Consider the following 26,368-nt stretch of genomic DNA (forward strand, 5'->3'; position numbering starts at 1 on the left):
TCTGGATCCTAATATAACGTTGTTTCTGAAATAAAATTTGAAAACTCTCTCATTTCAGAGACTTGTCTAATAGTTTATCAGGAGCAACAAAAGACCTAGACGAGCAACATACTCGAGCTATAGGAGTTTACAAGAAATGGCGTTTAACATTTCTAATAGCTTAGAGGTTGATGGAAAGAGACCGTTATACCCAATACTGCATATGGCCTGAAAGCGCAAATTTTGCCATAAACGGGATCACTACCCTAACCTAGGGTTTCTGGGGCATAGAAATTGAACTCAATTATCTATTTCGTAAATAAGTCCAGTGTCCTACGCCTTTGCTATAATTATGTTTGTTTACAAATAATAAAAGTCTAGGCAGTAACTATGCGAAATCGAGAAGAATCTGACGGTATAACTCCCTCCATCAATCTATCTAAAAGTGTGGTAATTATAGAGCTGCAAAAAAAAATAGCTTCTCTCCATATGAGCGAAAGAGAAAAAGTGCTTGAGGAATTTTGGCATCGTATTGAAAACGGTAAAGGCTCACCGCTTATTGAAAAAAATGAATCTGGAGATTATACCGTAACCTTTCTCTATCGTTCCAAAGAAGAGGTAATAGTAGAACTCGATTGTAATGATTTGAATGAGCAAAAACTTGATAAGGATGGAAAGGTAAGATTATTTGATAGGATCCCAGATACAGATATTTATCTGTTTACTATTGAAAACATGCCTGGAGAAGTTATAGTTCCTTATGGATTCACGGTAAATAAGCAGGATGTTCAAGACATGCTAAATAAGAATACATTTCATTTACCCCTTTGCAATTTAGGTAATGGTGAAACCTTTCTTGATATACGCAATTCGTCAGTACTAGCACTTCCAAATGCAAATAGAGACCTTAACTGGTATAAAGGTAATATTGTTAAGGAGCAAGGCAACCTTTATCCTCAAGATATTGAGGATAAAAAGCAAGGCTTTGGTGAACGTAGACTATGGATTTACACACCACCAGACTTCAACGTTAAACGAAACGAGCCCTATAAATTAATGGTTATTACAGATGGCGGCACCTACGCCATGATAATGAAACCTCATTTAGACCAACAGCAGATAATAAATCCTATATTAAGAAATACAGTAGTTGCTTTTGTGGGCAATGTTAGAGAGGGTTCGGTTAACTATCATCCTATTAATTTAGTGGAAAACGAAACAAACGATGACGCTGAGCACCGGCAATATGAGTTTTTAGAACATAGTGAAGCGTTTTATGAAGCCGTCATTGCACCAACCATAGAAACCCTCAGACATGACCCATCACTTCACTTAAGCCAAAAGCCAGAAGATACTATTTTAGCTGGATTTAGCTTAGGTGGTCATTTTGCTCTAGAGTCTGGATTAACTCACCCCGAAAATATAGGAAATGTGATTTGTCTTTCCGGTGCGTTTAATACAGCTGTAAAATCCCTTTACCCTTCTTTAGAGAAAAATAATAAAGACTTGAATATCTTTATGACTGTGGGTCAATTAGAAACATTAAGTCAAACTCCTAAAAACCAAGGAATATATCATGTAACCGATGAAACTCGGCTTCAAGCAAATGAAAGACTCGCTGAAGAATTACGGCATAAGGGATATAATGTCAAATTAGTCACACTTCCAAGTGGGCACAATGAATTATCAACTCTCCATAGTATTACTGACCAGGCGCTTCCATTTTTTTGCGCGAGAAACCTATCTAAAGAAAAGGCACGTGGCGCTTCAGGGCCCATAGCATTACAGCCACCAGAGGAGCAATTACTAAAGGCTCGCGAGCGAATACACGAATTTAAAACAAAGGTATCTTGTGAAGCTCAAGCGGATAATAGCTTAAACTCATCCTTAAAACATGACCCCTAAGCCGCCAGGGAGCGTATGCTGATCCTCCTATATGAATTTAATTAAGCTCTTCAGCAATAATTTCTTCCCTGCTTTTATTATCACTTTTCATAAAAAATTTTATATGTACCGTCAGTATACTTACTTAGTTTTGAACTTTTTTACGCAAATGTTTCATAAATCTTCCTTCTATGAATAAGCTTCTACAATGAGACTGGATTAATTCCTCAATGTTTTGCATACATCCTTCGTTCTTCTCTTGTTATTTTTGCGTTTGAATTAATTTATGCACTTAATGTATCACGCGTCCATGCTTGTTCTTTAGTCCCGGTAAGCTAATTTTATGGCGCTCATCATTATCTTTGACTTTATTCATAATGAGCAAGTTTTGTCCCCATGGAATTTCTGCGACGAGTTGTCGCAGATTTGAATGATCTTCATACTCCAAATAAAATCGCCGCATATCCCTAAGTTTCTGGCGAAAAACCAAATTTTGCATCTGGAAAAATCTTCCGTAAATCTGTTAATAATTACTCTACAAACGATTTTCCCCAAGAATGCTCATTTTGATGATGTACAATCTGTTCCCCAAGCCACCAATAAAGAGATATGGCTTCCTTATTTACTGATTTAGCCACGAATACGAGTTTGACGTTTCATTAGTTACTTGTTCTAGGAAATTTTGATATTCTGGTAGGTGTTGGGTTGATAGTTCATTTATATATAGCTCTCTATCCATAGGTGATTATTTTGTTTTAAATCATGTTTCCAATAAAACTGAAATATTATATCCTTTTCAAATCTGGGTGCATAAGGATGCAATTTATTTGTAAAATAAAGTATAGCAATGTATTTCTATGTAATTAAAAGTGACAAAACTCTTTATATTAAAGAAGTTATTCTGCATAGAAATAGATGGAAATATCTGAGATAATTATTAACTCCCCCTCCTAAGAGGCAGGTCGGAGGTTCAAATCCTCTCCGGGACGCCAGTAAATAAAGACTTGTGTGAAATTCCTCCAATCTTTGTTAGGTTACAGGGGGCGAACTGAATGAGTTTGTATATCGTAAATTATAAAAATATAACTGCTGATGCAAAAAGTAATAACGAAAATAGTTTTTTGCCTTGAGCCCTAAATCAATAGAAAGTAAGTTGTATGAAGAAGTTTAAGTTAATTATTTTATTGTCATTCTCCCTCCCTTCTTTTGCTTTTGATTGTTACCCAGAAATCAACCCTAATCTTCCACAATATATTGTTGGCTATGGAAGTTTAATTGATGAGACATCTAAAAAAAGAACTGATCCATCTGCTGAAGAGAGTGTTCCTATTTTGGTAAAAGGATATAAGAGAATTTGGGCAGGACATGGTAATTTACCTGGAGTTAATGCCACGTTTTTATCTGCCATTGAAAGTAAAAGCTCATCTTTTATTGGTGTAAGTTACAAATTGAGTGAGCCGGAAAACATCAGAAGCTATGATAAAAGAGAGAGCTTTTATTGTAGAAAACAAATTGATCCGGACAATTTGATACCACTTTCTGGATCTTCTAACTTTTCAACTCAAAAGCAAGTTTGGATATACACCATAGCCTCAACGGAAAATCAACTTCCTAACAATAATTTCCCAATTGTCCAATCCTATGTTGATATTTTTCTACGTGGCTGTATTCAAGTTGAAAAAAAATTTAATATTACAAATTTTGCTAGAGATTGCATTGAAACTACAGAAGGATGGCCAGATTATTGGATAAACGACAGAATTTTTCCTCGACGCCCATCCGTATATGAACCTTTTGCTGCTCAAATTGACTCTTTACTAAAAGATATTATACCTGAAAAATTCAAGCATATTAGCTTTGAGAAAACTGTGATCTAACTACAGCTTCTCTTTTTGAATTTATTTTCTGTGTCGATAATATTGGGAGCAAAAAAGGAAATATAGTGAAATCGTAAATGTCTCTAAAAATGAAGGGATCATGGAAATATCATAAAACCATTCCATAGATTATTTTTCGATTCGCAGGTCACCTTCATATGCTACCTTTAACCCGGAACCACGCAAGACAATATATGCATGACGACTTCAGGAGTTGCAGGTAATTTTCCACTCTATGCCTCCAAAATGGCGAATATCACTGCGGGCAAGCTTATGGGTGTTATCTCTTGTTGCGAGATGGAGGTAGGGGTTATTTAATTCAACAATTTCTATTTAGCAGTACTTGGAATATTTCAATTGGATGTACTGCACTTTTATCTTCCATTTTGATATCTTAAATCATAGTCGGAAATATTCTTATAATGGTGGAAAATCGAGTTTTTTTTGACTGGTTATGAATCCTTCACCTTCAATTAATTCGCTATTTAAATTTTTAATATAAAATTTATAATCTTTTATAAAATAATCACCATTCAAATATGATGTTAGTATTGCATCCAATGTACTAGCATCAATGTTAAAGTCATAGTCTCTATATGTTATATGATAATCTTCCCCATCAGGACCAAATTGAATATCAAGTTCATACACTCCTCCAATGAAAAAACAAAGTGGCAGAGATTTCGAGTTTTTTGGAAAAATTCTAATTTCGGTGCAATCAACAAGATAATCGGTTTTTACCTGGTATTGTTTTTTTTGTATTGATTGTATTTTACTAGAATGTAAATTTACCCAATTCATAATCCTTTCTTCCGTTTCACTGTATGATAAAGATTTATAAGTGGACTTAGTAAATAACGATGCAATCGATTCTATGAAGAAATCAAGGACAAGAAACGGAATTGTTAGTATCTTTGAAATCTTTTTCATACGTTTAGAAGGGTCAATTTTGATCAATTCAATGAATGGTAGTATAGCAGAATTTGGGGTGTAACAAGCAACGGAACGAAAAGATACTCTAAGCAATTTTATTAATGAAAAGTAATGGTTCTTTCAATATTAATATTTTGATAACGGGTTCTTCCACAGGACCTAATCGAGTTAATCAGTATGGTGCTTTAACTCAAGAACACATTTTAAGTCCAGATCCACGTACTCCATTTAAGCATAAATTTGAAGAAAGCTTTTCGGAATGTAGCAATAATTTACCCAAAGAGCTCATTGAAAACTAGGGGGGCTCACGAAATCGCGCAAAGTGAGCCCCAAATCAATGAATAAATCAAATTTATGAATGTGCAATTTGCCACTGCCCCTTTAAGAAAAAGGGTTGTGTCCACTGCATTTGTAACTGCTCATTTTTACCCTTAAGGGATTTCGTTAATTGATTTGATTTCACGGTAACTGAATGTATTGAATTATCAATCTTTTTAATAGAAATTAAATTGCTTTTTTGATAGTTAATAAATTGGGGCAGTACGATCTCAACATTAGCGTCTGCAGCATCAACATCAATAATACAATCATCAGGATTAGCGACATACACAAGGTTTTCATTACTATGAATTGTCCTGTGTTTACAATAGTTTGCCGAGGTTACCAAGAGCTCATTTTCTTTATATTTATTAGCTTGAGCGAGACGATTCAAAAACTGGGCAAGATCACCACTATAGCCACATAAGTTAATGCGGACGAAGGCATCTGTAGCGCCCATCGAATTACCGTTATCTACAGCAACATTAAGATCTTGAAGCAGAACCTGCTCGCCAGTCATATTTGGAATGCCTGGACTATTTAGCTTTGCAAAAAAAGTAGGACTACCTGGAATGCTTATGACCTCTGTTCCAGGATAACGCTTAAGCATCTCTGTTTTGACAAGATTATGTCGTTTTACAATGGTATTAAAAGCATCGGTGCGAAGAGCTTGCCCCCCATCAGGAAGTGCAACTAGAGCAGACATAAGATTTAACGCCTCAGCAACTCCTGGAGTGCTTTCTCCTGTTGTTAATTTCCATACATAAGAAAAGAAATTATGAAAAATACTAGCAGCATAGGCATCACTCATAGGAAACCACATATAACCAAGGCGATATCCTGGTCTACCCAGAGCTTTAGAAACGGAGTTAAATGCCAAAACATGTTTGCCCTCATTCCTAGCCTTAGAAAGCCAGTCAATATTTTCTTTGATATATCCCGTACCATCACTTCCATAAGTTGGAGAAGAAAAGACTAAATCCGCAATGATAATATTCGCTTGAGTGTAGGGCTTGCGAAATGTGCCGTCAGGATTATTGGGTGAGGTTACAAATTCGACTAAAATTTCATCTGGTTTTGGCTTCACTTCACTAGGATCATTAAACCCCTGAAAACGCGCATTTGGATAGGGTCGATAATTGACTGCGTGCTCATGGAAAGAATAAAAAGGAATTTTTTCAACAAATAGAAAGTTTTTTTGGGGTTCGGTCGCAGCGATAGCATAAACAAGAGCAAAAATAATTTGCAGCGATCCATTCGACGGACAAAAGGAATATTTTGTTTCATGAGGATCAAGAAACAATTCTTTATTACCGATACGCGCATGATAAGCTCGAAGTGTTTCATCAACATCATTAAAAAAAGCAATACTAGAAGGGATTAATAAACTATTTTCACCAGGTTGCCCCAAATAAACGGAGCTGTCATATACCTGCACTGCAGGAGGGTTAAGCAGGCCATACCGCTGGTACAATTCAGTGAACATGGGTGTTTCGTTGGGTCGCATGTAAATGAGAGGATCAGATGCATTGACCGAGGCAGTGAATATAACAAACAATAAAAAAATCTTGAACTTAAATACTGCCTGCACAAAATTCGTCTTACGCATCCGTAATCTCCTATAATATGGATAAAATCCTTTTACTCATAGTTACAATAAGACTCAAAAGGATCAAGTTTTTTCTTTATAATTTGAATAACCCCCACCCCATTGTCCTGAGCGAAGTTAGGAATCTCCTGGTATAACACGAATTTTCTACCTCTATCGGACATTTGCTGAACCCGAGGATCATCCCTTCAAAACAAATAAACCGCATGCACATATTATTCGCGGAGGCACTGATATCCTGATAAGCCCACGTGCCAGCGCAGATCCTGCCCTCTGCATCAATAAAATTACTTGAAGCGATCCTGCAGCATTTTGGTATTAATGACGCCAAAGCCAAGCTTGTCAATCTTCCAGGGAATGATCTCCAGTAAAACGCATGCACTGCTCGAAAAATTAGGCTGGTTTTTATCGTATTCCTCATATTTAGCTGTGACTGAACGACGTATCACCTATCGTTGGAATAATGAGATATCTTTATCACGGTTCCTGGGCATTCTAAAATTTCCTTATTACCTTACTAGAACTATATTAGAGTATAGCTATAGTTTTTTATATTTTTTGTAACCAGTGGGTAATTTGGTATTTAAATCAAGATATCCCTCGATATAATCATCAGGAAGGAAAGTCCGAGATCACTACACCTTTTAGATTAACTAACTGATGCATCCGCATCATCCCTATCTAAAACAAAATAACATCCTTAATCTTTTCTACCATATGTTGTTCGGTCTGCTGGTTTGGGAATGAACAGAATATCAAACATATAGACATCTTTCATCGATTTGTCAGCTTGCTCTGCCAAATTTTTAGGTAAGGTCATGTCAAAATTATGCTATTAGCAAATTTATTGCGCTGATAATATTTGAATTAATTCAAATCCTCTCCGTGACCCCAAATGAATAAAATATTTCTGATTTTCTAGTCTACAGATACTTTTAATGTCCTAAACGTAATTGAGTATCGTAATTGTTTTACCGGAGCAATCCGATGTTCCCAATTCCAACGTATATCGCCGTCTAGAGTATAAGCCGAGCCCGGATTAAGTAGTAATTTATATTGTTCCTGGTGCTCTTTTCGTTTTCTAAAATGAATTAAAGTAGAGCTATTTAAGGAAATGCCGCAAATTGTCTCAAACACTGCAGCATCCCGATGCCAGCCAATTCCAGCATTAATAGGATATTCTGTAATTAACACTTCAGCAATTTTGTCGGGATGTACCTTTAATAACCCAGCACTTCGAATTTTAATTTCATTTAAAAACGCGGGGATGGGTTCAGCTTTTTTTACTGTTCGCCGCCCGTAATGATAATCCATTCCAAAATGAACAACTCGACGTTTTGCTATCTGGCCAAATAATGCCACTTGTTGCCACCTTAGCTCCTGAATATTTTTTAGTAGTTCTGCTTCTTCTAGTTGAGTAAGAAAGTCTGGCTCATAAGAGAAACCAACTAAATTATTCATGATACATTCCGAGTATGAAAAAGAAGTTATTTATTTGCTTCTTTAATATTTCCCAATCATTATCCTGATCACTTCGATATTTCATTTTAGCTTATCCGTGATTCTCTAATAAAGATTATAGCGAATTTATCAAGGCTAATTTACGTGATTTCTATTAAGAGGGTTATAATTATTGGAGACAAGTTAATGTTATTTATTGTATTATTTTGATACAATGTATTTTTCAAATGAAGTGGCAATCTATGGATACACCCGAAAACAGAGCTCTTTCCTTTTCAGCAACTCAAGAGCTTAGAGCATTGTTTGAGATCGACAGTACTAATAGAAAATCTGCTTGGTATAACCGTCTCATAACGTGCTTGCCCCACGCTATTTTCACTAGTGGTGAACCTGAGATCATCTTCAATCCCGCAGGCCTTACCTACTATAATCTTGAACTTCCTGAATCCATCCCTGAAGACGGAAGTACTATAACAAGCTATACCATTCCTGAGCTAATCGATACTTTTTTAATTAATGAAGGGGTTGGCATAACCATCGAGGCGCGTAATCCCAGACAAGCCATCGACCTCAGCTATGGTGACATCTTAGGTTTTCACCTCTATCGGACATTTGCTGAGCCCAAGGATCATCCCTTCAAAACAGATAAACCGCATGCACATATTATTCGCGGAGGCACTGATATCCTGATAAGCGACGTGCCAGCGCAGATCCTGCCCTCTACATCAATAAAATTACTTGAAGCCATCTTGCAGCATTTTGGTATTAATGACGCCAAAGTCAAGCTTGTCTATCTTCCAGAGAATGATCAGCATGAACTGGTCTTCTCAATTAACAAGAACCAATTTACATCCAGTAAAACACAAGCCCTGCTCGAAAAATTAGGCTGGTTTTTACCTAGGTATTACTCATATTTAGCCTGTGATCTGAACGACGTATCCCCTATCGTTGGAACACACTAAACCAATTTAGCTCATTGTACATTGTACCATTCACCTGTTTTGAACGAGTCTTCGTTTAGTCTTAGATGTTATGAAAGTTAATTGGAGATGACCGATAAATGGTATAAATATTAGTAATATCACCATTATAAATAATAGGATCAGGTCTTATAAGGATCAAAAGATGTCGAAAGCGGTGTCGGATTAAATACCTGGTCTTCTTGTATTTTATCCTCTTCCTTTTGCTCAATTTTCTGGTCTTGCTTGACGGAGTCTACTTCTTTCTCTTCAGATTTAGTGTTTTTTGCTGAGGGTACTGGTTTAGTTGATAAGGGAGTAACCTTCATTTGATGAAACATTTTTTGAGTACTATCATTAGACTCCGAAACCCTCTCCTTCGCTAATTTAGATGGGTGTTCAACAGATTGAAGAATTGGCTCCAAAGTGGGGGTAGGTGTTTTTGTTTTGTAAGCCATCTCTTTTAATTCAGATTTTAAGAGTTTAGGATTCATACCATGAAAATTTGTTCCATCCAACTCGTCCGCATTGCGGGCAAATCCATAGGTCGGAAAAAAATAATCCAGTCCCGGTTTTAGTATATTAGGTAAAATTTGATCTGCGAGAATATGTCCATTGGGTGATTTTGTCAGATAAACAGTAGCTTCAACACAATGTTTACTTAGAGGATCAATTACTGCTCCAACTCCCGAGCGAAATTCAGCGGTGTTATTGCCCATATCCCCGGTATGATAAGCTCCTATAATTTGACCTTGATTATTTTTTACCAGTCCTATTCCTAACCCCCAGGCGACAAGGTCTCTATCCTTGTTATCAATTTCTATCTTTTCAACCAGTTTACCAATTGATGTTGGGTTGGGGAAAAAGTCATTTTTCATAGATTCTGCAGGTGCTACAGGGTCAAAGGCATAATTTAATTTATCATCATTGATCCACGCTGTTATGAATTTGGCATATTCTTCTGCTGTTGTTTTTAGACTATTTGCAGCGATACCTTCAGGGCCATAGGTACTTTTAGACATCTTTAAAGGTCCAAATACGTGCTCTTGAGCTAATTTTTCAAGATTGATACCCGTTAATTCTTCAATCGCTATTTGCAAACATTCAATACCAGGTCCCGAATAGGCGTAGCTGGTGCCCGGTTTAAATTGGAATTGATACGGCGGACTACCCACTATGGGTAAGCCTGTTGTATGTGATAAAACCATTTCAGCAGTTAATTGCTTTGCTTGTTCTTTATCACTGAATTGTTTTAGGAAAGGGTTATTATCGCCCTCAAGTACTTTCCCTTTGTCTTTAAAAACTGAGTACAGGGGGGTCTCTAAATCAAAATCTGTTTTAAATTTACCCGGCCAATCCTCTTCGGTATTTGTTTTATTAACCTCAAGTAATTTTAAAACCAAATATGCGAATACAGGCTTACTTAGGGAAGCACATTGAAAAAGCGTGTCTTCTTTGACCTCACTTTGTACATCGTGATCGAGGATATTACCTACAGGGATCGGTGTAATATCACCTTTAGAATCAACAGTTGCAAAAGATGCACCGGTTATTCCTCCTTGTTGCATTATCCTTTCAATATTTATTTTGTTTCTCATTTTCGATTTTGATATTAAAACTTTGTTCTCTTATTATAGACTAGCGTTTAATAGTCTTATTTTGCTTAAGCGAATTACCCAAAGTAAAATTTCTAATTAGGCAATTTATAATTGATTTAAGGCACTTTCTAACATACTCTCTCAAACTGTGATACAATTGCCCTCTAAATAAACATTTTGAACAATGTACAATATTATCTCCCTACACTGATATCAATATATAAAGGAAAACAGCATGAGTTTTAAATCGTTAGGTTTAATTGAACCATTACTTCAAGCCCTTAACGAATTAAACTACAAGGAACCCTCCCCTATTCAAACTAAAGCGATTCCGACCGTATTATCAGGTAAAGACGTCCTTGCTTCGGCTCAAACAGGAACGGGGAAAACAGCAAGTTTCGTATTACCTATCTTACAAAAACTCAGTTCAAAACCTCGAGCTAAAAGCAACAGTACTCGTGTGCTCATTCTTACTCCTACTCGTGAATTAGCCAGTCAAGTACATGAGAGCATCCTTGAGTATGGGCGACATTTATCACTTCGCTCTGCGGTAGTATTTGGTGGGGTTAAAATTAACCCTCAAATGATGAAATTACGTTCTGGTGTTGAACTTCTAGTCGCCACCCCCGGACGTTTACTGGACTTGCATCAACAACGAGCCATACAATTCGATGAGGTGGATACATTAGTCCTGGACGAAGCAGATAGGATGCTGGATATGGGCTTCATTCATGATATGAAACGAATTATTAAACACCTACCAAGAAATCGCCAAAACCTCATGTTTTCGGCAACGTTTACAGATGAGATTCGTACTCTTGTCAAAACCATTCTAAACCATCCTGTAGAAATTGATGTTACGCCTCGAAATACAACCGTAGTTAAAATCAAACAAACAGTCCATCCGGTGGATAAAAGCCGGAAAGCCGCTTTACTGAGCCATTTGATCCATAAAAACAAATGGGGGCAAACTTTGGTATTTTCTAAAACCAAACATGGTGCAAACAAATTAGTGAAGCAATTGGAAGAGGCACAAATCCATGCTGCGGCAATTCATGGCAATAAATCACAATCACAACGTACTAAAGCTTTAGCAGAATTCAAATCAGGTGAGTTACATATCTTGGTGGCCACAGATATTGCGGCTCGAGGTATTGATATTGATCAATTACCTTGTGTAGTTAATTTTGATTTACCTCAAGTTGCAGAAGATTACGTCCATCGTATCGGTCGAACGGGTCGCGCTGGCGCTTCCGGATTAGCCATCTCTTTAGTTTGTGCTGATGAAGTCAATCAATTACATGCTATAGAAAAACTAATTCAACACAAATTAAACCGGATTGAAATTGAAGATTTTGAACCCAATCATAATGTCCCTCAAACCAATCCTTCTTCGAAACCTAAGAAACCTATTCACAAGAATAAACCCAGCTCAATGTTGAACAATCCAGGGAAAAAACGATTTACAAAGAACGCAGGTAAGAAGAGCTCCAAGACTTAGAATAAGGATTAATTCCGCAATTTAATTTGAAATGATGAGACCTTGTTGGATGGCTTGGATACGAAATTATAAATTTATAACCAATATAACGGTTTAGAATCCAATAGCTAAAACATCAATAGATAGAATCAAATATGGATACCTCCACAAAGTGAGTAAATTTTTTTTCACACTTGCAATCTTGGTCAAATCGAGAGAGGATAAAAAAAAGTTCTCACAATAAATAAAAATGAATCTATATGTGCCAGTGGTGGAAATAACTCCGGTAGGAGAACCTGTTACACAAACAACATCATCTTCTTTCGCATCCCTGTTTGTGGGGGCTCAAATTTTAAGCATAATCGTTGGCGTCGTATTTCTTTTTATAGCATTTTATATGCTTCGTCCCAGAGAAAGAGAACAAAGACGCATCCAAGATCAATTTATGTTTTACTTGATCTTGGGACTTTTTTTCATTTTTTTCTTTTTTCTACTCGAATATTTAGCATAATTGAGGTGAAGGCATAACTAAGCAAGGATATTGAAATTACCTCCAGCTTGATATTAATTTTTCTATGCTTTTAATCAAATTAAGCAATTGTTAAAACGAATAATTAGGGAATTAACCCTGCTTTAAATTTTGAGTACTTTAGAGTGATTGATCTATGCCTAACATAGGTATTATGCTTGATGAACAAAACAAGAAGAAATAAGCGGAGCCTAATTAGGAGCGTGGGATGCAAGAACAAATCAATCTCCTGAGCTCATGCAGAAGTTTGTTGTTTGTTTTATTATTCCTAACTTATACAACTCCATTCGCAGCAATTGATACTACACTTGCCAGCGAACCTCCAACTGTAGGTAATTTTTCTTTACCCACTTCACAACAGCCAGGCCCATTTTTTTCCTTTGGTCAAAATATCGTTGATAAAAAACAATTAATCGTTTCATTTAATCCCGATTATTTATATAGTCAAAGTCAGCGTATCTTAGATGTAACCCCTTCCCTCCTTTACGGAATTACAAACACAGCTTCTTTATTGCTTACACTACCTGTTGCTTTGAGTTATATAAATGACAACCAAAACTCATCAGGCATCAGTGATCTCGAGCTAGATTTAGAATATGCTTTCTATAATCAGGACAACTCAAAATATTCAGATCAAGCCACTATTATTTTTTCTCCTACCTTTCCCATCAGCACCTTGGATTCAATTTCTAAAAAACAGGATCCTAGTAAACGTGTATCAGGATTTTCCAAAAAAAATAGCCCTTCAAGTTTTAATGCTATGACTTATTTTATTGGCGCTACTTACTCTCGTACTCTAATTGATTGGTATGGCTTTATTGCACCAGGGGTTTTATTTATCGAGAAACAGGATTCCATACAGCAAGGCACTCAATACTATTATAATTTGGGAATAGGTCATATTATCAAAAGCTTAGAAAAAAAATATATATGTTCTGGATTGCTCGAATTTAATGGTGAGTATAGTGAGAAAACCCAATTGGCGTCGCATGTTGTTCCAAATACAGGAGGCAATATCATTTATGCGACTCCCTCGCTTTGGTTTTCCACACCCAAACTCATTGTTCAGGTCGGTATTTCTTTACCTGTTTCCCAGCATTGGTATGGTACTCAGGCTAATATCTCTTACTATGCAAGCAGCATAATCACATGGACTATTCTTTAGAAATTTTAGTAAAAACTACTGCTAAGACTCTCTTGTGCATGTAAATATCTGGGCAAAAAATTCCATCTTGAATTATTTATATTTCAGAACAAATCAATAGAGCGTGCCAGAGACTGGATTCTTACACAAACTACATTATGTAGGCCCAAAAATCAGCCGAGGGATCCCATTTTATTTAAATGTTGCAATGATTAATAAGTGTTAATACTGCCTTAATATTGATCAGATAGAATACCAGTTACTCATCCGTAAAATTAAGTAAGAGGTAATGTATGCAATCAAAATTTAATTTTGACATGGGCTTCGATTTTTCAAATGACGATGACCCCCCGGAAGTTAAAAAGGAAGATTCTAGTATAAGTAGTGAGCAAACTATAACTTCAAGTGAAAACCAATCTTCTGGTACTGGGGAGGCTGAAAATCTTGATTCTTCTAGAGAAAACAACCCGACTCCTACTCAAGTTACACAAGAGGTCGACGGCATTCCTGTGGAAGACTATTTTGATACAGATTACAACAAAACAGAGCAAGAATTGCAAACTCAATTTGGTGAGACACCCAGCTTTTATGAAAGTGATAGCAGTAATTCATCAACCAGCTCAAGCAGTTCAAACAGTTCAGAGAAAAATGGCGATCCATGGGCAGGAGCTAAACTTCTATTAACCCCCATCACATTTATTGCAAATTTTATATCTACTCCTTTCAACGGATCGAAAATTACCCCTCCCAGTACGGAGCAGGAAAAATCAATAGATGAAGTTCCTAACCCAATATTCGATGTAAATTTTGATGGAGTAGACTATCAAGATCATCAAAAAGATGTGGGTTCAACAAATAAAATTATAGTGGCGATGATTGATACGGTTAAAGGGGCGTCACAAACAAATATTGAAGAATGTAAAAACCATACGTTTCAATATCCCGAACGAGATAAACTTCATAAGAAAACTGGTGGTACAGATAATATTGAAATGGTTGGTGTTAACGTTTTTCTCGATAAAAGTGGAAAACCCTTGTTACCTGGAGCTCGCAAGTCATTGAAGCAACATGCAAACGCTAAACAAGAATCATTCAAGGAAAATAATTCAGAAATTCATCCTCCTAGCGAAGCAACTTCTCATGCCAAAAAAGAATTTGAGATTGCCCATGAATTTGGAAAAGGCGAGGATCATTATGACAAAGCAGGCAGCTTAATTCACACCGGGAAAGGTATTATTGAATTATCAGCTCTTGATCTAGAGTCCATTCAGGGCGGCGTCACTTCTCAACCGGGTTTTGTTACTAAATCCCCCAGTACTGCCTATTTAATGAGTAAAATCAGAGAACGTTCTGATAAGGCGCAAAAAAAGGACAGTACAATTACTAGTACCACTTCTAGTGAAGAGCTTGAGAAAAATTCGAGTGATGTTTCGTCTCAGAAAAAAATATAGCAACCTAACCATCTAATGAAGACTACCTAAGTCTTCATTAGATTTTTGTAGATCCTTATACGTACAGCGATAAATTTTTGTTAAGAACTCACCAGTAACGTATTAGAAAAGTCATTTTATGGTAATAAATTCCTCACTGTGTTAACATAATGACATGCTACCCATCTAATAGTATAGGAGGAATTGAATATGGAGGATGCGTTTGGCGATCCAGGTATTGTGAGTGATGTTCGAGACTCACTCTCAGTTGCTACTGTCCCTTTGCCATTAGAATCTGATACTCAATCTGGAATTCCCGTGAGTGATTATTTAGATACCGATTATAATGTACTCGATATTGAACATCAGGAAACATATGAAAGCTCACCTAGCTTACCTGAGACCAACAGCAGCGATCAGGAACAGTCATTAGGTAGTAGTAATGAAATATATAACGCAGTGGCTCAGTCAAATTCGAGTTCATTACTTACGCCAATTAATCTCGTTTTCAATTTTGCTGCAGCTCAATTCTCCGCTTTGAAAAATGCTGTTTCAAGTCGTTTAGACTCAAATGAACCCCAACTTGAAGAGGTCAACCCTGAATCAGATGCGAGTTCACCAAAAAAAATTGTAACCTCTCTTCTTGTAACTCCCCAACCCCCTTCCTCGGATAAAACCTTTACAACCCAAGATGAAATTTTAGATGAAGTAGGTGCATCCGCTGATGAAAATGGTATTTGCTCGCCAGTAGTGAATTTATATTTTGAGAAAAAATTAGGTCTTCGAGATGATAGTTTTATGACAGGAAGCGCAGAACATATTTATAAAGAGGCCATTAAAGAAAAATTACACCAAATTGATCTGATTCATCAGGGCAAAGACGGTTTGCATGCAGTATTCGTAGATCATAATATTCCTTATAAGACGAAACAAGTTAAAGCAAGTGAAAGTGAAAGTGAGGGAACTGTAGAAGCCTTGCTCCAGGATTACGATCAGGCATTAATTACTTATCCTACAGTCAGTAAAGACGGAGAACGGGACAGACACCAAATTTATGTGGAAAAAATTGGTAATCAATGTTCCCGTTTTGATGTCAATAAGAAAGGGGGCGTTGAGGAAATGCCCTGTACTTTGTTTTACCAGAAACTTGCCAAGAAAATTGCCAAAACACATGATGAAAATGAGGATGAGGAAGTAATCATTGCAGGTATAAAAAAATAATAGTTCAATGTTCAAGCGAAGGAAAGCGTACGATGCATTAGCATTTGTGAATCTTAGTTCATCTCCAATTTAAATAACACTAATTGTCATTTAAATTGGATACATCGAGTTTTGGACCATCCCCTGTTCTGCTGGGTTAATTGAACCTACAATTGCTATTGGATTGTCAAAATTCCATTACTAAAAATTTCACATTAATTTAAAATAGTACTCGAAATAAATGGGCAAAATGATGTAAAATTGAGCAATGTTTTAATATGCAGGATAGAGTTCTTTGAAATCGATTGATATAGAAAAAAGCTTGCACGCACTGGAAGCACGTGTATCCGTAGTTGAAAAAATTAATGGCATTACTTCAGCCTCACCCAAACAAACTAGTTTTTTTAAAAGTAAACTAATGCCCCATCGTTCAACAGATAAACCAATGTCAGGAAATTGGTTGGGGTTTGTAGCTTCAGTTTGTTTTATCCTAGCAGCGTGCTTCATTGTTAAATTATCAATTGAATCCGGATGGTTAACTCATGAAAAGCAACTTGGAGTAGCTACATTATTGGGGATGGCCCTATTTACCGGTGGAATAATAATTTCAAGCGCTGATCGAATATATGCTTGCTTTTTACCCGCTGCAGGAGCTACCGTACTTTACTTAACATGTTTTGCTGCCTACCAGTATTATTTGCTTATCTCATTTCAAACCGTCATTGCCTTATCAACGATTATTTCCGGAGTCTCTATTTGGTTTTATTTACGATTTAAACATGATATTTATGCGATAGTTGCGGCCCTAGGCGCATATATCGCCCCTCTTGTTGCTGGTGTTGAAAATAACGCTATATTTTCTTTGTATTATTTCACCATTTGCTCTTTGAATTTCGCGACACTTGCTATTTGGGTGGAGTCACGCACTTTAACCATGATTTCAGCTTACTTAGCGATCTCAATTACAGCAGTGGTAGGATTAAAACTCCATCAGGATGTGTTAATTGCAACTGTACTTGTCATTAATTTTCTCATTTACTCAGTTGGTACTCTATTTCATACGCAGTTGACTAAGAAACATCTCACTGAGAAAGAATCTTGGAGTCTTTTCCCAGTATTATTAATTTTCTATGCTATGGAGTATTATTATCTAAGCCGTATTGACCCTACTTTGGCTTCTTGCGTTTCTCTAGCCTCAGCGGCTCTTTTGGTTGGGCTATATTACTCAGCGAAACGATGGTTTCCTGAGCGGCGTTTTAATAGCCGTAATGTATTGTTAACCTTTGTAACGCTTGTTTGTTTCCACTCGATCTATCTTGGCCTAATTCCTTTAAGTTTAAAACCATGGCTTTTTGCTGTAATTATTTTTGGATATACCTTTTTCCATGCAAAAATTAAATCGATTCAATGGAGTATTCCCTTTTTAATTCCATTCGTAGCGCTTTCTGCTATTTTGGGAATTGAATACCTTAACATACTAAGTCACTTAATTAGTAGTAATGAGCTAATTTGGTCTGTAGTAGCTTGTGTTTCTTTTGCCAGTATTTGGTTTTTATTAATCCAAAACCACAAAGATTTAGCTCACAAAGAAGAATATTGTTATGTTTTACTGGCTGCTTCACATCTCCTTGCAATTATGAGTCTTTACCAACTGACCATCGAATACAGCACCTTAGCTGTATCTGCTTCCTGGCTAGCATACGTACTTATCATATTGCAGGTTTCAACTCTGAGAAACAATGTACTTATTGCCAAATCGGTCCTCCTCGTTTTATTTTTTGCTGCAGGTAAAGCATTACTTTATGATGCATCATCCACACCAACAATTATCCGTACATTATCTCTGATTCTTACGGGTATTGTTTTATATGCTTCAGGACTTGTTATTAGGAAAAAAACAAACTGGAAAGGTAAACTCATTTAGTAATTGCTCATAACTCATAAGCTGCAGAGGAATGCAGTAATTATGAATAAATGAACATGGCCCCTATTTATTACTAAATTCAGATAGTTGCTTTCGGGAGCGGCTATCTGTAGTATAAAAACTCATGATTATCAATTCTTGCCATTTTCTACATTTTATTTTTTAGTGTAATTATAGAGAATAAATATATGCGTATTGACTTTACCTTATTAAGGCTTTTGCATCTTCTTGAGTATCAAAAACCAAAGGGAGAACAGTGTCCACTCGAATTGTTTCGAAGGACAATAAATCCAATTGAGATTTCGACTTGTATGCGTCACCTCTATTTGTTCACTGCAGAACAAGTAGAACTACATGACGAATTTTACAATCATACACTTGTAAATTTGAGAAAACCTCGGTTATATCAAAAAATGCCTCAACCCGATGTCCTGGAAGGAATAGAAGTCTATCGTTTTCTTTTATTTTGGGTAATTGGAGGGTTAAATAAAAAAAAACCATTTAATGACGAACGTATTTTAGGTGATCTGAGAAGAATTAGCAGAAGCTATGAAATTTCTCAATCACCCTATAAAAAAGAATCTTGGAAACAAAATAAAGCTGTTGTTCAAGCGTTACTAACTGATGCAAAATATTTATTAAAATTAACAAAGATTGAAATGCCATTAGAAAAAAAGAAAGAACTTCTAAAAACAGCCTGTGATCATTGTGCCTGGGTCAGAGAAAAGGGCTTTTTTGAGATTACTCCATGCATTGACTATTCTTCTTTTCTTGATAAAAAAGAAATGTTTGTCCATCTTTTCGAAATGCTCGAAATAATGCGTAAAAAAATCGATACTGAGCTTGATAAAATATCTTCAGAGAAAGCTTCTCTTCATTTTTTATTTTCCAAATCTGCCGATCGATTGCAAAATAAAATGGAATGTCTTGATAAATTACACGCACTGCTAATATGTGAAGAGCCATCGCTAATGCGAGATAATGAATTGAGCCTGGGTGTATGAGAAGGAGGTAAACTAAAACACAGTCTACATAATTTATGGAGAAAGTCCTCTCTTAAATTTATGATTAAAACCAGAACCCATTTTTATTGTACAACAAGACTTTGTTTTACTAATTTTTCCTCTTTCATTTTAAGTCGATTTAAAGTAATTGAACTCAACAAACTAATCAAAAATAGCAAACACATGAAAGAATTTGAGTCTGTGATACCCATTGCACTGGTAATAAAACTAAATAGTGCAGAGCAATTAAATTGACAGAAAAGGGTTAAAGCTAAAGCCAAACCCATTTGTTTAGGAAATGGACGCACCACAGCAGAAGTTGCGCTCGCAACAATAAATCCAGTTCCAAAATAATAGATCATCATTGGGATAATAAAGATAAGGTAAATGGTGTCAGACATTAGAGAAATTACCCACATTAAAAATGCTGAGAAAGCAAAAGAATAAACTCCAAATGCAGTGAGTTGTCTACTAGAGAAATATTGAGTAAGTACACCACAGCACGCTGTTCCTAATAAATGCATTATTGCCATAGTTGTTTTTGCAAACCCATATTGGTTATAGGTCCATTGAGCACCTTTAATTAAAATAAACGATGCTGAAGTATTAAAGGCGGATTCACCAGCCATCATGAGTGCAGAAATAAATAAATACCCAACAAAAATTGGATGTCGGAAAACTGTATTTATTATTTTTTTTAAATTTAAACTTGTTGAATCCTTAGGTTTGGTCTCTTTCATTCCGATACTCAACGGAAATAGTAACAGCGCATATAATGCAATGATTATTGATGCAGTCTGCCAACCCCAATGACTATTAATTAAGCTCCCCAAAAAAGGTAAAAAGCAGATTAAAAATCCTCCGAAAGTGAAGCACCAGGCAAAGTATTTCGTTGCATGCTGTTCATCATGACTGTCATTAATCATTGCCCTTCCCATAAGTAACGTCGCTCCTACAGCCAATCCTTGGAAAAATCGGCAAAACAATAAAGTTTCAATAGAGGGGCTCCATGCCGCAAAAAAATTAAAGAGCGAATACAATAATAAACCCCACATAAATATAGGTTTTCTACCATAGCGTTCGGAAAGAATTCCCCAAAAGATCATACTCAATGCTTTACCCAATAAGAAAAGACTAATGGTTAATTGAGCGATGCTTGGCTTTACCATGAAAAACTCAGCTAGTTTAGGCAGAGCTGGAGTAAGAAAATGAATATCTAGATTCCCAAAAAACCAGCTAAATAATATGAGCAGAAGAACTTTATAGGTCATGATGCTGATCAGAATAAATATTAGACATCTGAGGTATTGGATTGGTAAAAAATCCATGAAGCCACAGTACCATCAAAGCAAATAAACCATAAAGGCCAGAAATAATTATAAAAAGTGATGAGTAAGACAGCCAATTGATCAGCATACCTCCGAGTAACAAACCAATAAGATTACCTAGTTTGGCAAAAGAGTTGGCAAGACCAAGCGCATAACCCGGTAAAGAGTAACGGTCACTCAAAAGACTAAATAATGCAGGTAGTAAAGCAGCTAACACCACCCCCCATAGAATTCGGAGGCTTCCAAAAACGATAAGATTGTTTGTGCTAGCCTGGCATAACATAAGAATGAAGCCTAAACCACTGTAACGTAATAAATAACGATGGACTAAAAAAGGATTCGATCTGCATCGATCAAACTGACGTCCGCACCATTCCGAACTCAACAACATTCCAACTGCGGGAAACGAATAAACTAAGCCAATGAAAATTAAATTCGAAGAAAACGAATCATTTACGAATAAAGATAATCCTGGATCGGGTAAAAATTTGATGATTTGGGTTAATGTAATTAAAAAACAAATCATGTATATAGGCTTGGAGTCGAACGTCACCTCATTGGGTTTTTGATCTATATTTGCTCCTACATTTTTTGGGATAGTGGGTAGGTAATATTGCATCACAAGGGTAATAGTGAGACAAACAACCGTTGCTATGGCATATAATCCTTGATAATTAGTAAACGATAAGATAATCCCCCCTGCAGAACCCGCTAGAGTTGTAGCAATCGCCTTTGCTGATTGCAAGCGGGCTAACTGTCGACTTTTATAGTGCCATTCACAGAAGCTTAATGAATAGGTTTGCATGGCCACGATAAACCCTGCAAAAGCGCCCTGGAACACCCGAATGATTAAAATCCAGCACAGAGAGTTCACAAAAATCATAGCCAGTTGGCTAAATACCAAAGCCCAAGCGGCACGCATGAGCATGAGCTTATAACCGTAACGATCCGCAGCACGCCCCCAAATCGGTGTCATGATAATATTTGCAAGCATAGGAAGTACCAAACTGAGCATGCTGTAAAATACTGCATTCTGCCGTGATAACTCGTCCTGTGATGCAATCAACAAGGATAAAAAAGGGTTTGTCATTTCCAAAGCCAAAATCATAAAAAATTGACTGATTAAGAGAAGCGACTGCATTGATTTAGGCATAAGCTCTGCTCAAAGGATTTCGAATCGTAGAGTAAAGATCTTGGTCTTGATCTTCATGGAGTCGCATAGCAAGCAAACATTTTTGCTGCCAAGGTTCAACAAGCAATTGTTGGCGATACCAATGATGGATTCGAGGCTCAATTTCTGGTCGCAATTCTTCTAACAGATGATCTAAAATTTGGCGTATCTTTCCCCACAGCATCGATTTAGGAAGCTTATAATCCACACTCAAGCAGTCAATCCCATAAGCCAAATTACTCAGTAAATTACCGTGTATGAATTTATAGGTTAACTCATTTAACCCAGAGCAAGTTATTGTGGAATCAGGATGTAGTGCTGGTTTTGCTACCCTATCATAGAATACGTGAGTACAAATTTTTATACCGCCCAAGTCACGCAGTACAAGACCCGAAGGACGATGTGCTTGAAAAATAACCAAAGTATTTTGTTGGTGAGCCTCTAAGGCAATTCCATAACATAATAATAAGTGCAGTTGACTTGCCAAAACACACCGGCAATAGTCCATAAAGTAACCTATTGGAGTACTTTGACTAAGCTCAATAAGTTCACTAAATAATGATTTTTGACTTAGTGGTGAACGTTTAAAGAGCGATGCAAGCGGCACCAGTTTCTGGTTTAATCGAAGCCATTGCAAAGGATTTTCACGGACTATAAGACCAAAATGTTTTTTTTCGTCATTAGGAATAGATGAATGTATCGCGTTGATCCCCGCTAAATCCCGAGCTAAAAATAATTGGCCCTTATAATATTGATTTTGTGTCAGTAACTCATTAATCCATTGCGAGAGTGCAGACGAGTTATTTACCGAGGCAGGAGAAACAGTACGCAATGATGAAGTAGTATGAACACCCACTGCTAATTTAAGATGAGGACCATGTTTTGTAAGAGGCATCATCGTTCTAAATGACATCGATGGTTTGGTTTGTTGATGGATTGGGTTGAGTATAAATTGATGCTCATCAAATAAAGAGTTGGCTACTGTTTGTAATTTATTAGTCCACTGCCAAGGATGGATAGGGAATGGGTAATAATCTTCTGGCTTCAATTTCTTTAATCGTAACGCTTCACTCCACAAGCTATATTCCTTGGAAAAATGATTACTAAACAGCCAATGAAAAGCAGACTTAGATGTTGAAATAAATGCAAGGGAGTGGTGAATGGCAGCCCAACCGATGGTTACTTCAGAATTAAATTCCGGAGAATATTGCACAACCTCTTTACGATTAAATCCTATTTTGGCACGAAAATTGGGATGAGATGGATGCCCCATGCAACCCCATTGTTCCAAGAAATTAAGTATTTGTTGCTGACTGGAATGTTCAGTTAACCAAGACCATAAATTTTCATATCCTTTGGCCTGCCGCCGAATTGTTTTATGCCATTGGTACTGATACGCAAGAGCTAAGGCTTGATTTGCAATACTTTCATTTAATTCTTCATGTAATGAATGCCAATGTTTGAATTGAGTTGTTTTATTTTCAGAATAAATTCTCAGGAGATCAAGATAAGTAGTAATGGAGTGACTCGTTATTTTTTTATCGATTAATCCTTCTGAAATGGCAGATCTTCGTAATCGATTAAAACACTGTTGATAAGATGCGAAAAGAAAATGTCCCATTTGTTTGGATGAAATAGGAAGATCAGTATTCGTTAACAAGGAACATAATTGGAAATTTAGTTCGCTAGCATAAGAATTCGATAAAATCATATATACCACCCTCTTTATTATCTTTCGATTAAAGTTGTTACTCTTAGAAACACGTTCTAATTAGGAATCTGTTGAGAACAACAAAATGAGAATCATTATCATTTACAATATAAACGATAATGATTCTCATTTGCAATAATTAAAATGGGATTATTTAGGAGGATGGGGATTGAGTCATTTTGAATATAGTGCAGTTAAGAAAGTTCTAGAAGTTTAAAATAAGTTGTAAAGCTAATGTATTTACTTTGGCAGATGTACCCCAAATAGTTTTATTTAAACCTGATGCTTCGTCTTTGGAACTGTATTCATAATCTTTGAAATACTGAAATTGCACTGTAAGATAATCTTTAGGATAGGCCGAAAGTCCAACACCAATTCGTTGTTTGGGTATTCGTAAAGCTAAAGCCTCATAGGAATAATCATAAAATCCAATCAGTTTCCCCGGCATTTTTTTTATCCTCACGTCATAAGTGCTTTGAATACTAAAGGCTTGGGGTTTTGCCCCTTCATTATTGTAACTGAGTTCTGAGTTTTGGAATGACTGAAGTGCTGTAACATAGGTTAAATAGGCGCCCATTTTTTTATAGTTCAAATTTATATAAGCAGCAAAACCGGGAACTTTACTGCGAATTGTGCGTCTTAAAAACCCCCCAAAACCCTTGTTGTATTGGAAAAGCTGACTCTCGGCTAAAGAATGGAGATAACTGCCACCTATATCATAATTTTTTTTATGTGTCCCTATGTTTAAATTGTAATAAGGAAGATTAGATGAATGGACGCGTGTATATGGAGAAAACAAAGAGACGTTCATGTAATATTCTGAGTCGTACCCCATTGCTGCAACTAATTCATTAGTTTGCCCTAAAGCTTTAGTTAAAGGTTTGTAAATTAGCTCATTTTTATAATTACCAAAAGCAATCCATTTTTTCCCTCCCTCAAGATACCAATGTGAATGGGGATTTTTAAATTCGTTATACAGTTGATCAAAATAAAATTGAGGATTAATGGGAGTGGGTAATGTATTATAAATTAGTAATCCTTTCACCTTAGTCCAATCGTTCATCTGAATTTCAGAACCAAGTTTAATATTTGATAATTGCTGATTAAGTAAATATCTTTCTCCCTGAACTGCCGAATTGGTCGCATTAAAATATATATGGCCCTCATAGGAAAACCGCTTCGGATGCATTTGGAATAGTGCCGATTGTGCAAATACATTCAGCGGAATCAGCAAAATTGCAGCAAAGATTGCACTTATTTTAATCATAATTAATAAAAATAGAGAAATACGGTACACATCCTAATTGATAATGATAATCATTATCAATTAGGATGTGCAAAAATAGAGCTGAATTCTCAGTCTTTCACTTGAATTATTAGGAATGTTTGCACTGCAGTGTATGGAGAAGGGTTTTAAGAGCCTCAGATTGATTCTTGATAAATTATCACCTATCAAACCTGAGGCTGAAAAATTTACAATTTAGTTTTTGAATTGGGTTAATAACTGCAAGGTTTTATCTTTAGATATTTGTCCAACAGAACTTAAATTAGCAAGCTGTTGCCCTTGCTTATCATAAAATAGCATTGTGGGAATACCATAAATGTGGAACGCTTGACGAATTTTCGCTACGGCATCTGTCTTTTCACTGATATCAACCCGCAGATTTACTGAACCTTGCATGGCCTCAATAACGGCTGCTTGATTGAAGACATGCTTATCCATAGCTTGACAATCGCTACACCACCCAGCAAAAAACTCAATAAAAACCCGTTGCTGATGTGTCTTTGCTTCAGCTAACTTTGCATTCAATTCCTCAAGTGTATGTACCCTAGTGAATGGTGCTTGTGTCACAAACTTATTATCAGGTGTAGGTATAAAAGCTTGATAAGCCAATGCGCCCGCCCCCATCATAGATAACAATGCCAGGCCTTGCAGAAACCGTCCTCCCAAACGATGTTCCTGACGAAAAGCACCAAAAATCCATGCACTTATAAGCAAGACAACAATCCAGGACAAATCAACCCAAAACGGAGGCATAACACGACTTAATAACCAGACTGCCATTGCAAGCATCATTATGGAAAATACCTGTTTGATCCGCACCATCCAAGGGCCAGAACTGGGTAACAAACGACCATACCCTGCCCCAACAATTAATAATGGCAGTCCCATTCCTAAAGCCAACACAAAGAGCAATAACCCCCCTTCCGCAACGCGATTGCTCTGGGCAATATAAGTGAGAATGCCAATCAAAGGTGCAGTGACACAAGGTGAAACGACCAAAGTAGACAAAGATCCCATCAAAGTTGCTGACAAAATACCATGTTGTTTTCGTTTGGGAGTGAATCGTGTAAAAATGGGTACTCGTAATTCAAAAACACCCAACAGCCATAATGCCATGAATATAAATAAAATGCTGAAACTTCCAATAATCAGCGGTTGCTGCATTAGTGTTTGCACCGTCGACCCAAACCAAGCTGCCAACATTCCCGCAATAGCATAAGTCACTGCCATCCCCAAAACATAACCTAAAGATAATTTAAAGGCATGCCTTCCAGTATGAGCTTCTTGTCCTGTAATGATACTGGATAGAATCGGTACCATAGGTAAAACACAGGGTGTAAATGCCAATAAAACACCAAGGCAAAAGAATGCAGTCAAATAAAAAATCGGACTATGACTTTGGATAAACAACATTGCATCGGCAGGATTCGCACTGCTAATTCCTGATGCAAAAACAGAAAATGAGACAAATGCCATCAGCAATGACAAAATTAGTTTTTTCATTTTGATTCCTTAATAATTATTTTTGAATTGAAAAATAAATA

The 26,368-nt window shown here is 36.5% G+C and carries 20 protein-coding genes; 10 read left to right on the forward strand and 10 right to left on the reverse strand.

The genetic code is table 11. The features are described 5' to 3' along the window. The first annotated feature begins 369 nt into the window (after positions 1-369). On the forward strand, positions 370-1,884 hold the full coding sequence (locus tag ACWTE2_RS01710) for an alpha/beta hydrolase (RefSeq protein ID WP_454783884.1): 1,515 nt from the start codon (positions 370-372) through the stop codon (positions 1,882-1,884). A 271-nt stretch (positions 1,885-2,155) separates the two neighbouring features. Here the strand turns inward: ACWTE2_RS01710 and ACWTE2_RS01715 are convergent, their stop codons facing one another. Continuing rightward, complete coding sequence (locus tag ACWTE2_RS01715) at positions 2,156-2,362, reverse strand: DUF1016 N-terminal domain-containing protein (protein ID WP_454783885.1); 207 nt, start codon at positions 2,360-2,362, stop codon at positions 2,156-2,158. Between the two features lie 658 nt (positions 2,363-3,020). On the opposite strand from ACWTE2_RS01715, the gene ACWTE2_RS01720 reads away from it, so the two are divergent. Continuing rightward, positions 3,021-3,740, forward strand: a complete 720-nt coding sequence (locus tag ACWTE2_RS01720; RefSeq protein WP_454783886.1) for a gamma-glutamylcyclotransferase family protein — start codon at positions 3,021-3,023, stop codon at positions 3,738-3,740. 417 nt (positions 3,741-4,157) lie between these two features. Here ACWTE2_RS01720 and ACWTE2_RS01725 read toward each other — a convergent pair whose 3' ends face one another. Further along, positions 4,158-4,541 (reverse strand): hypothetical protein, encoded by a 384-nt coding sequence (locus tag ACWTE2_RS01725; RefSeq protein ID WP_454783887.1) that lies wholly within the window; start codon positions 4,539-4,541, stop codon positions 4,158-4,160. 233 nt (positions 4,542-4,774) lie between these two features. Between ACWTE2_RS01725 and ACWTE2_RS01730 the strand changes: the two genes are divergently transcribed. Beyond that, positions 4,775-4,972: a hypothetical protein gene (locus ACWTE2_RS01730; RefSeq protein ID WP_454783888.1), complete on the forward strand. Its 198-nt coding sequence runs from the start codon at positions 4,775-4,777 to the stop codon at positions 4,970-4,972. A 53-nt stretch (positions 4,973-5,025) separates the two neighbouring features. Here ACWTE2_RS01730 and ACWTE2_RS01735 read toward each other — a convergent pair whose 3' ends face one another. Next, a complete protein-coding gene (locus ACWTE2_RS01735) occupies positions 5,026-6,600 on the reverse strand; it encodes an aminotransferase class I/II-fold pyridoxal phosphate-dependent enzyme (protein WP_454783889.1) in 1,575 nt (524 codons plus the stop codon). A 918-nt stretch (positions 6,601-7,518) separates the two neighbouring features. Further along, on the reverse strand, positions 7,519-8,061 hold the full coding sequence (locus ACWTE2_RS01740; protein WP_454783890.1) for an alpha-ketoglutarate-dependent dioxygenase AlkB: 543 nt from the start codon (positions 8,059-8,061) through the stop codon (positions 7,519-7,521). Positions 8,062-8,303: 242 nt separating this feature from the next. On the opposite strand from ACWTE2_RS01740, the gene ACWTE2_RS01745 reads away from it, so the two are divergent. Then, the gene (locus tag ACWTE2_RS01745) at positions 8,304-9,023 is read left to right on the forward strand and encodes a hypothetical protein (RefSeq protein WP_454783891.1); all 720 of its coding nucleotides are present in this window, start codon (positions 8,304-8,306) and stop codon (positions 9,021-9,023) included. 140 nt (positions 9,024-9,163) lie between these two features. On the opposite strand, the gene ACWTE2_RS01750 is transcribed toward ACWTE2_RS01745, so the two are convergent. Beyond that, positions 9,164-10,588: a serine hydrolase domain-containing protein gene (locus ACWTE2_RS01750; RefSeq protein ID WP_454783892.1), complete on the reverse strand. Its 1,425-nt coding sequence runs from the start codon at positions 10,586-10,588 to the stop codon at positions 9,164-9,166. A 265-nt stretch (positions 10,589-10,853) separates the two neighbouring features. Here ACWTE2_RS01750 and ACWTE2_RS01755 point away from each other — a divergent pair, with 265 nt between their 5' ends. The 6 genes from ACWTE2_RS01755 to ACWTE2_RS01780 all read left to right on the forward strand — a co-directional run bounded on the left by ACWTE2_RS01755 (position 10,854) and on the right by ACWTE2_RS01780 (position 19,329). Beyond that, positions 10,854-12,119, forward strand: coding sequence for a DEAD/DEAH box helicase (locus ACWTE2_RS01755; protein WP_454783893.1), 1,266 nt, complete (start codon positions 10,854-10,856; stop codon positions 12,117-12,119). Between the two features lie 716 nt (positions 12,120-12,835). Continuing rightward, the gene (locus tag ACWTE2_RS01760) at positions 12,836-13,792 is read left to right on the forward strand and encodes a hypothetical protein (protein ID WP_454783894.1); all 957 of its coding nucleotides are present in this window, start codon (positions 12,836-12,838) and stop codon (positions 13,790-13,792) included. Between the two features lie 272 nt (positions 13,793-14,064). Then, a complete protein-coding gene (locus ACWTE2_RS01765; RefSeq protein ID WP_454783895.1) occupies positions 14,065-15,222 on the forward strand; it encodes a hypothetical protein in 1,158 nt (385 codons plus the stop codon). 189 nt (positions 15,223-15,411) lie between these two features. Continuing rightward, on the forward strand, positions 15,412-16,422 hold the full coding sequence (locus tag ACWTE2_RS01770) for a hypothetical protein (RefSeq protein WP_454783896.1): 1,011 nt from the start codon (positions 15,412-15,414) through the stop codon (positions 16,420-16,422). A gap of 274 nt (positions 16,423-16,696) precedes the next feature. After that, positions 16,697-18,325, forward strand: a complete 1,629-nt coding sequence (locus ACWTE2_RS01775) for a DUF2339 domain-containing protein (RefSeq protein ID WP_454783897.1) — start codon at positions 16,697-16,699, stop codon at positions 18,323-18,325. A 311-nt stretch (positions 18,326-18,636) separates the two neighbouring features. Continuing rightward, positions 18,637-19,329 carry a hypothetical protein gene (locus tag ACWTE2_RS01780; RefSeq protein WP_454783898.1) on the forward strand — a complete coding sequence of 231 codons (693 nt, stop codon included), beginning with the start codon at positions 18,637-18,639 and terminating at the stop codon, positions 19,327-19,329. Positions 19,330-19,412: 83 nt separating this feature from the next. Here ACWTE2_RS01780 and ACWTE2_RS01785 read toward each other — a convergent pair whose 3' ends face one another. From ACWTE2_RS01785 to dsbD, 5 genes are all read right to left on the reverse strand, one after another. Further along, complete coding sequence (locus tag ACWTE2_RS01785) at positions 19,413-20,600, reverse strand: MFS transporter (protein ID WP_454783899.1); 1,188 nt, start codon at positions 20,598-20,600, stop codon at positions 19,413-19,415. Next, positions 20,590-21,810, reverse strand: coding sequence for an MFS transporter (locus ACWTE2_RS01790; protein WP_454783900.1), 1,221 nt, complete (start codon positions 21,808-21,810; stop codon positions 20,590-20,592). The genes ACWTE2_RS01785 and ACWTE2_RS01790 overlap by 11 nt, the downstream gene beginning before the upstream one ends. After that, positions 21,803-23,539, reverse strand: a complete 1,737-nt coding sequence (locus tag ACWTE2_RS01795) for an IucA/IucC family protein (RefSeq protein WP_454783901.1) — start codon at positions 23,537-23,539, stop codon at positions 21,803-21,805. The genes ACWTE2_RS01790 and ACWTE2_RS01795 overlap by 8 nt, the downstream gene beginning before the upstream one ends. Positions 23,540-23,744: 205 nt before the next feature. Continuing rightward, positions 23,745-24,806, reverse strand: coding sequence for an LbtU family siderophore porin (locus ACWTE2_RS01800; protein ID WP_454783902.1), 1,062 nt, complete (start codon positions 24,804-24,806; stop codon positions 23,745-23,747). A 213-nt stretch (positions 24,807-25,019) separates the two neighbouring features. Beyond that, a complete protein-coding gene (gene dsbD / locus ACWTE2_RS01805; RefSeq protein WP_454783903.1) occupies positions 25,020-26,327 on the reverse strand; it encodes a protein-disulfide reductase DsbD in 1,308 nt (435 codons plus the stop codon). Between the last annotated feature and the right edge of the window lie 41 nt (positions 26,328-26,368).

Source organism: Legionella nigrisilvae, from assembly GCF_977063395.2.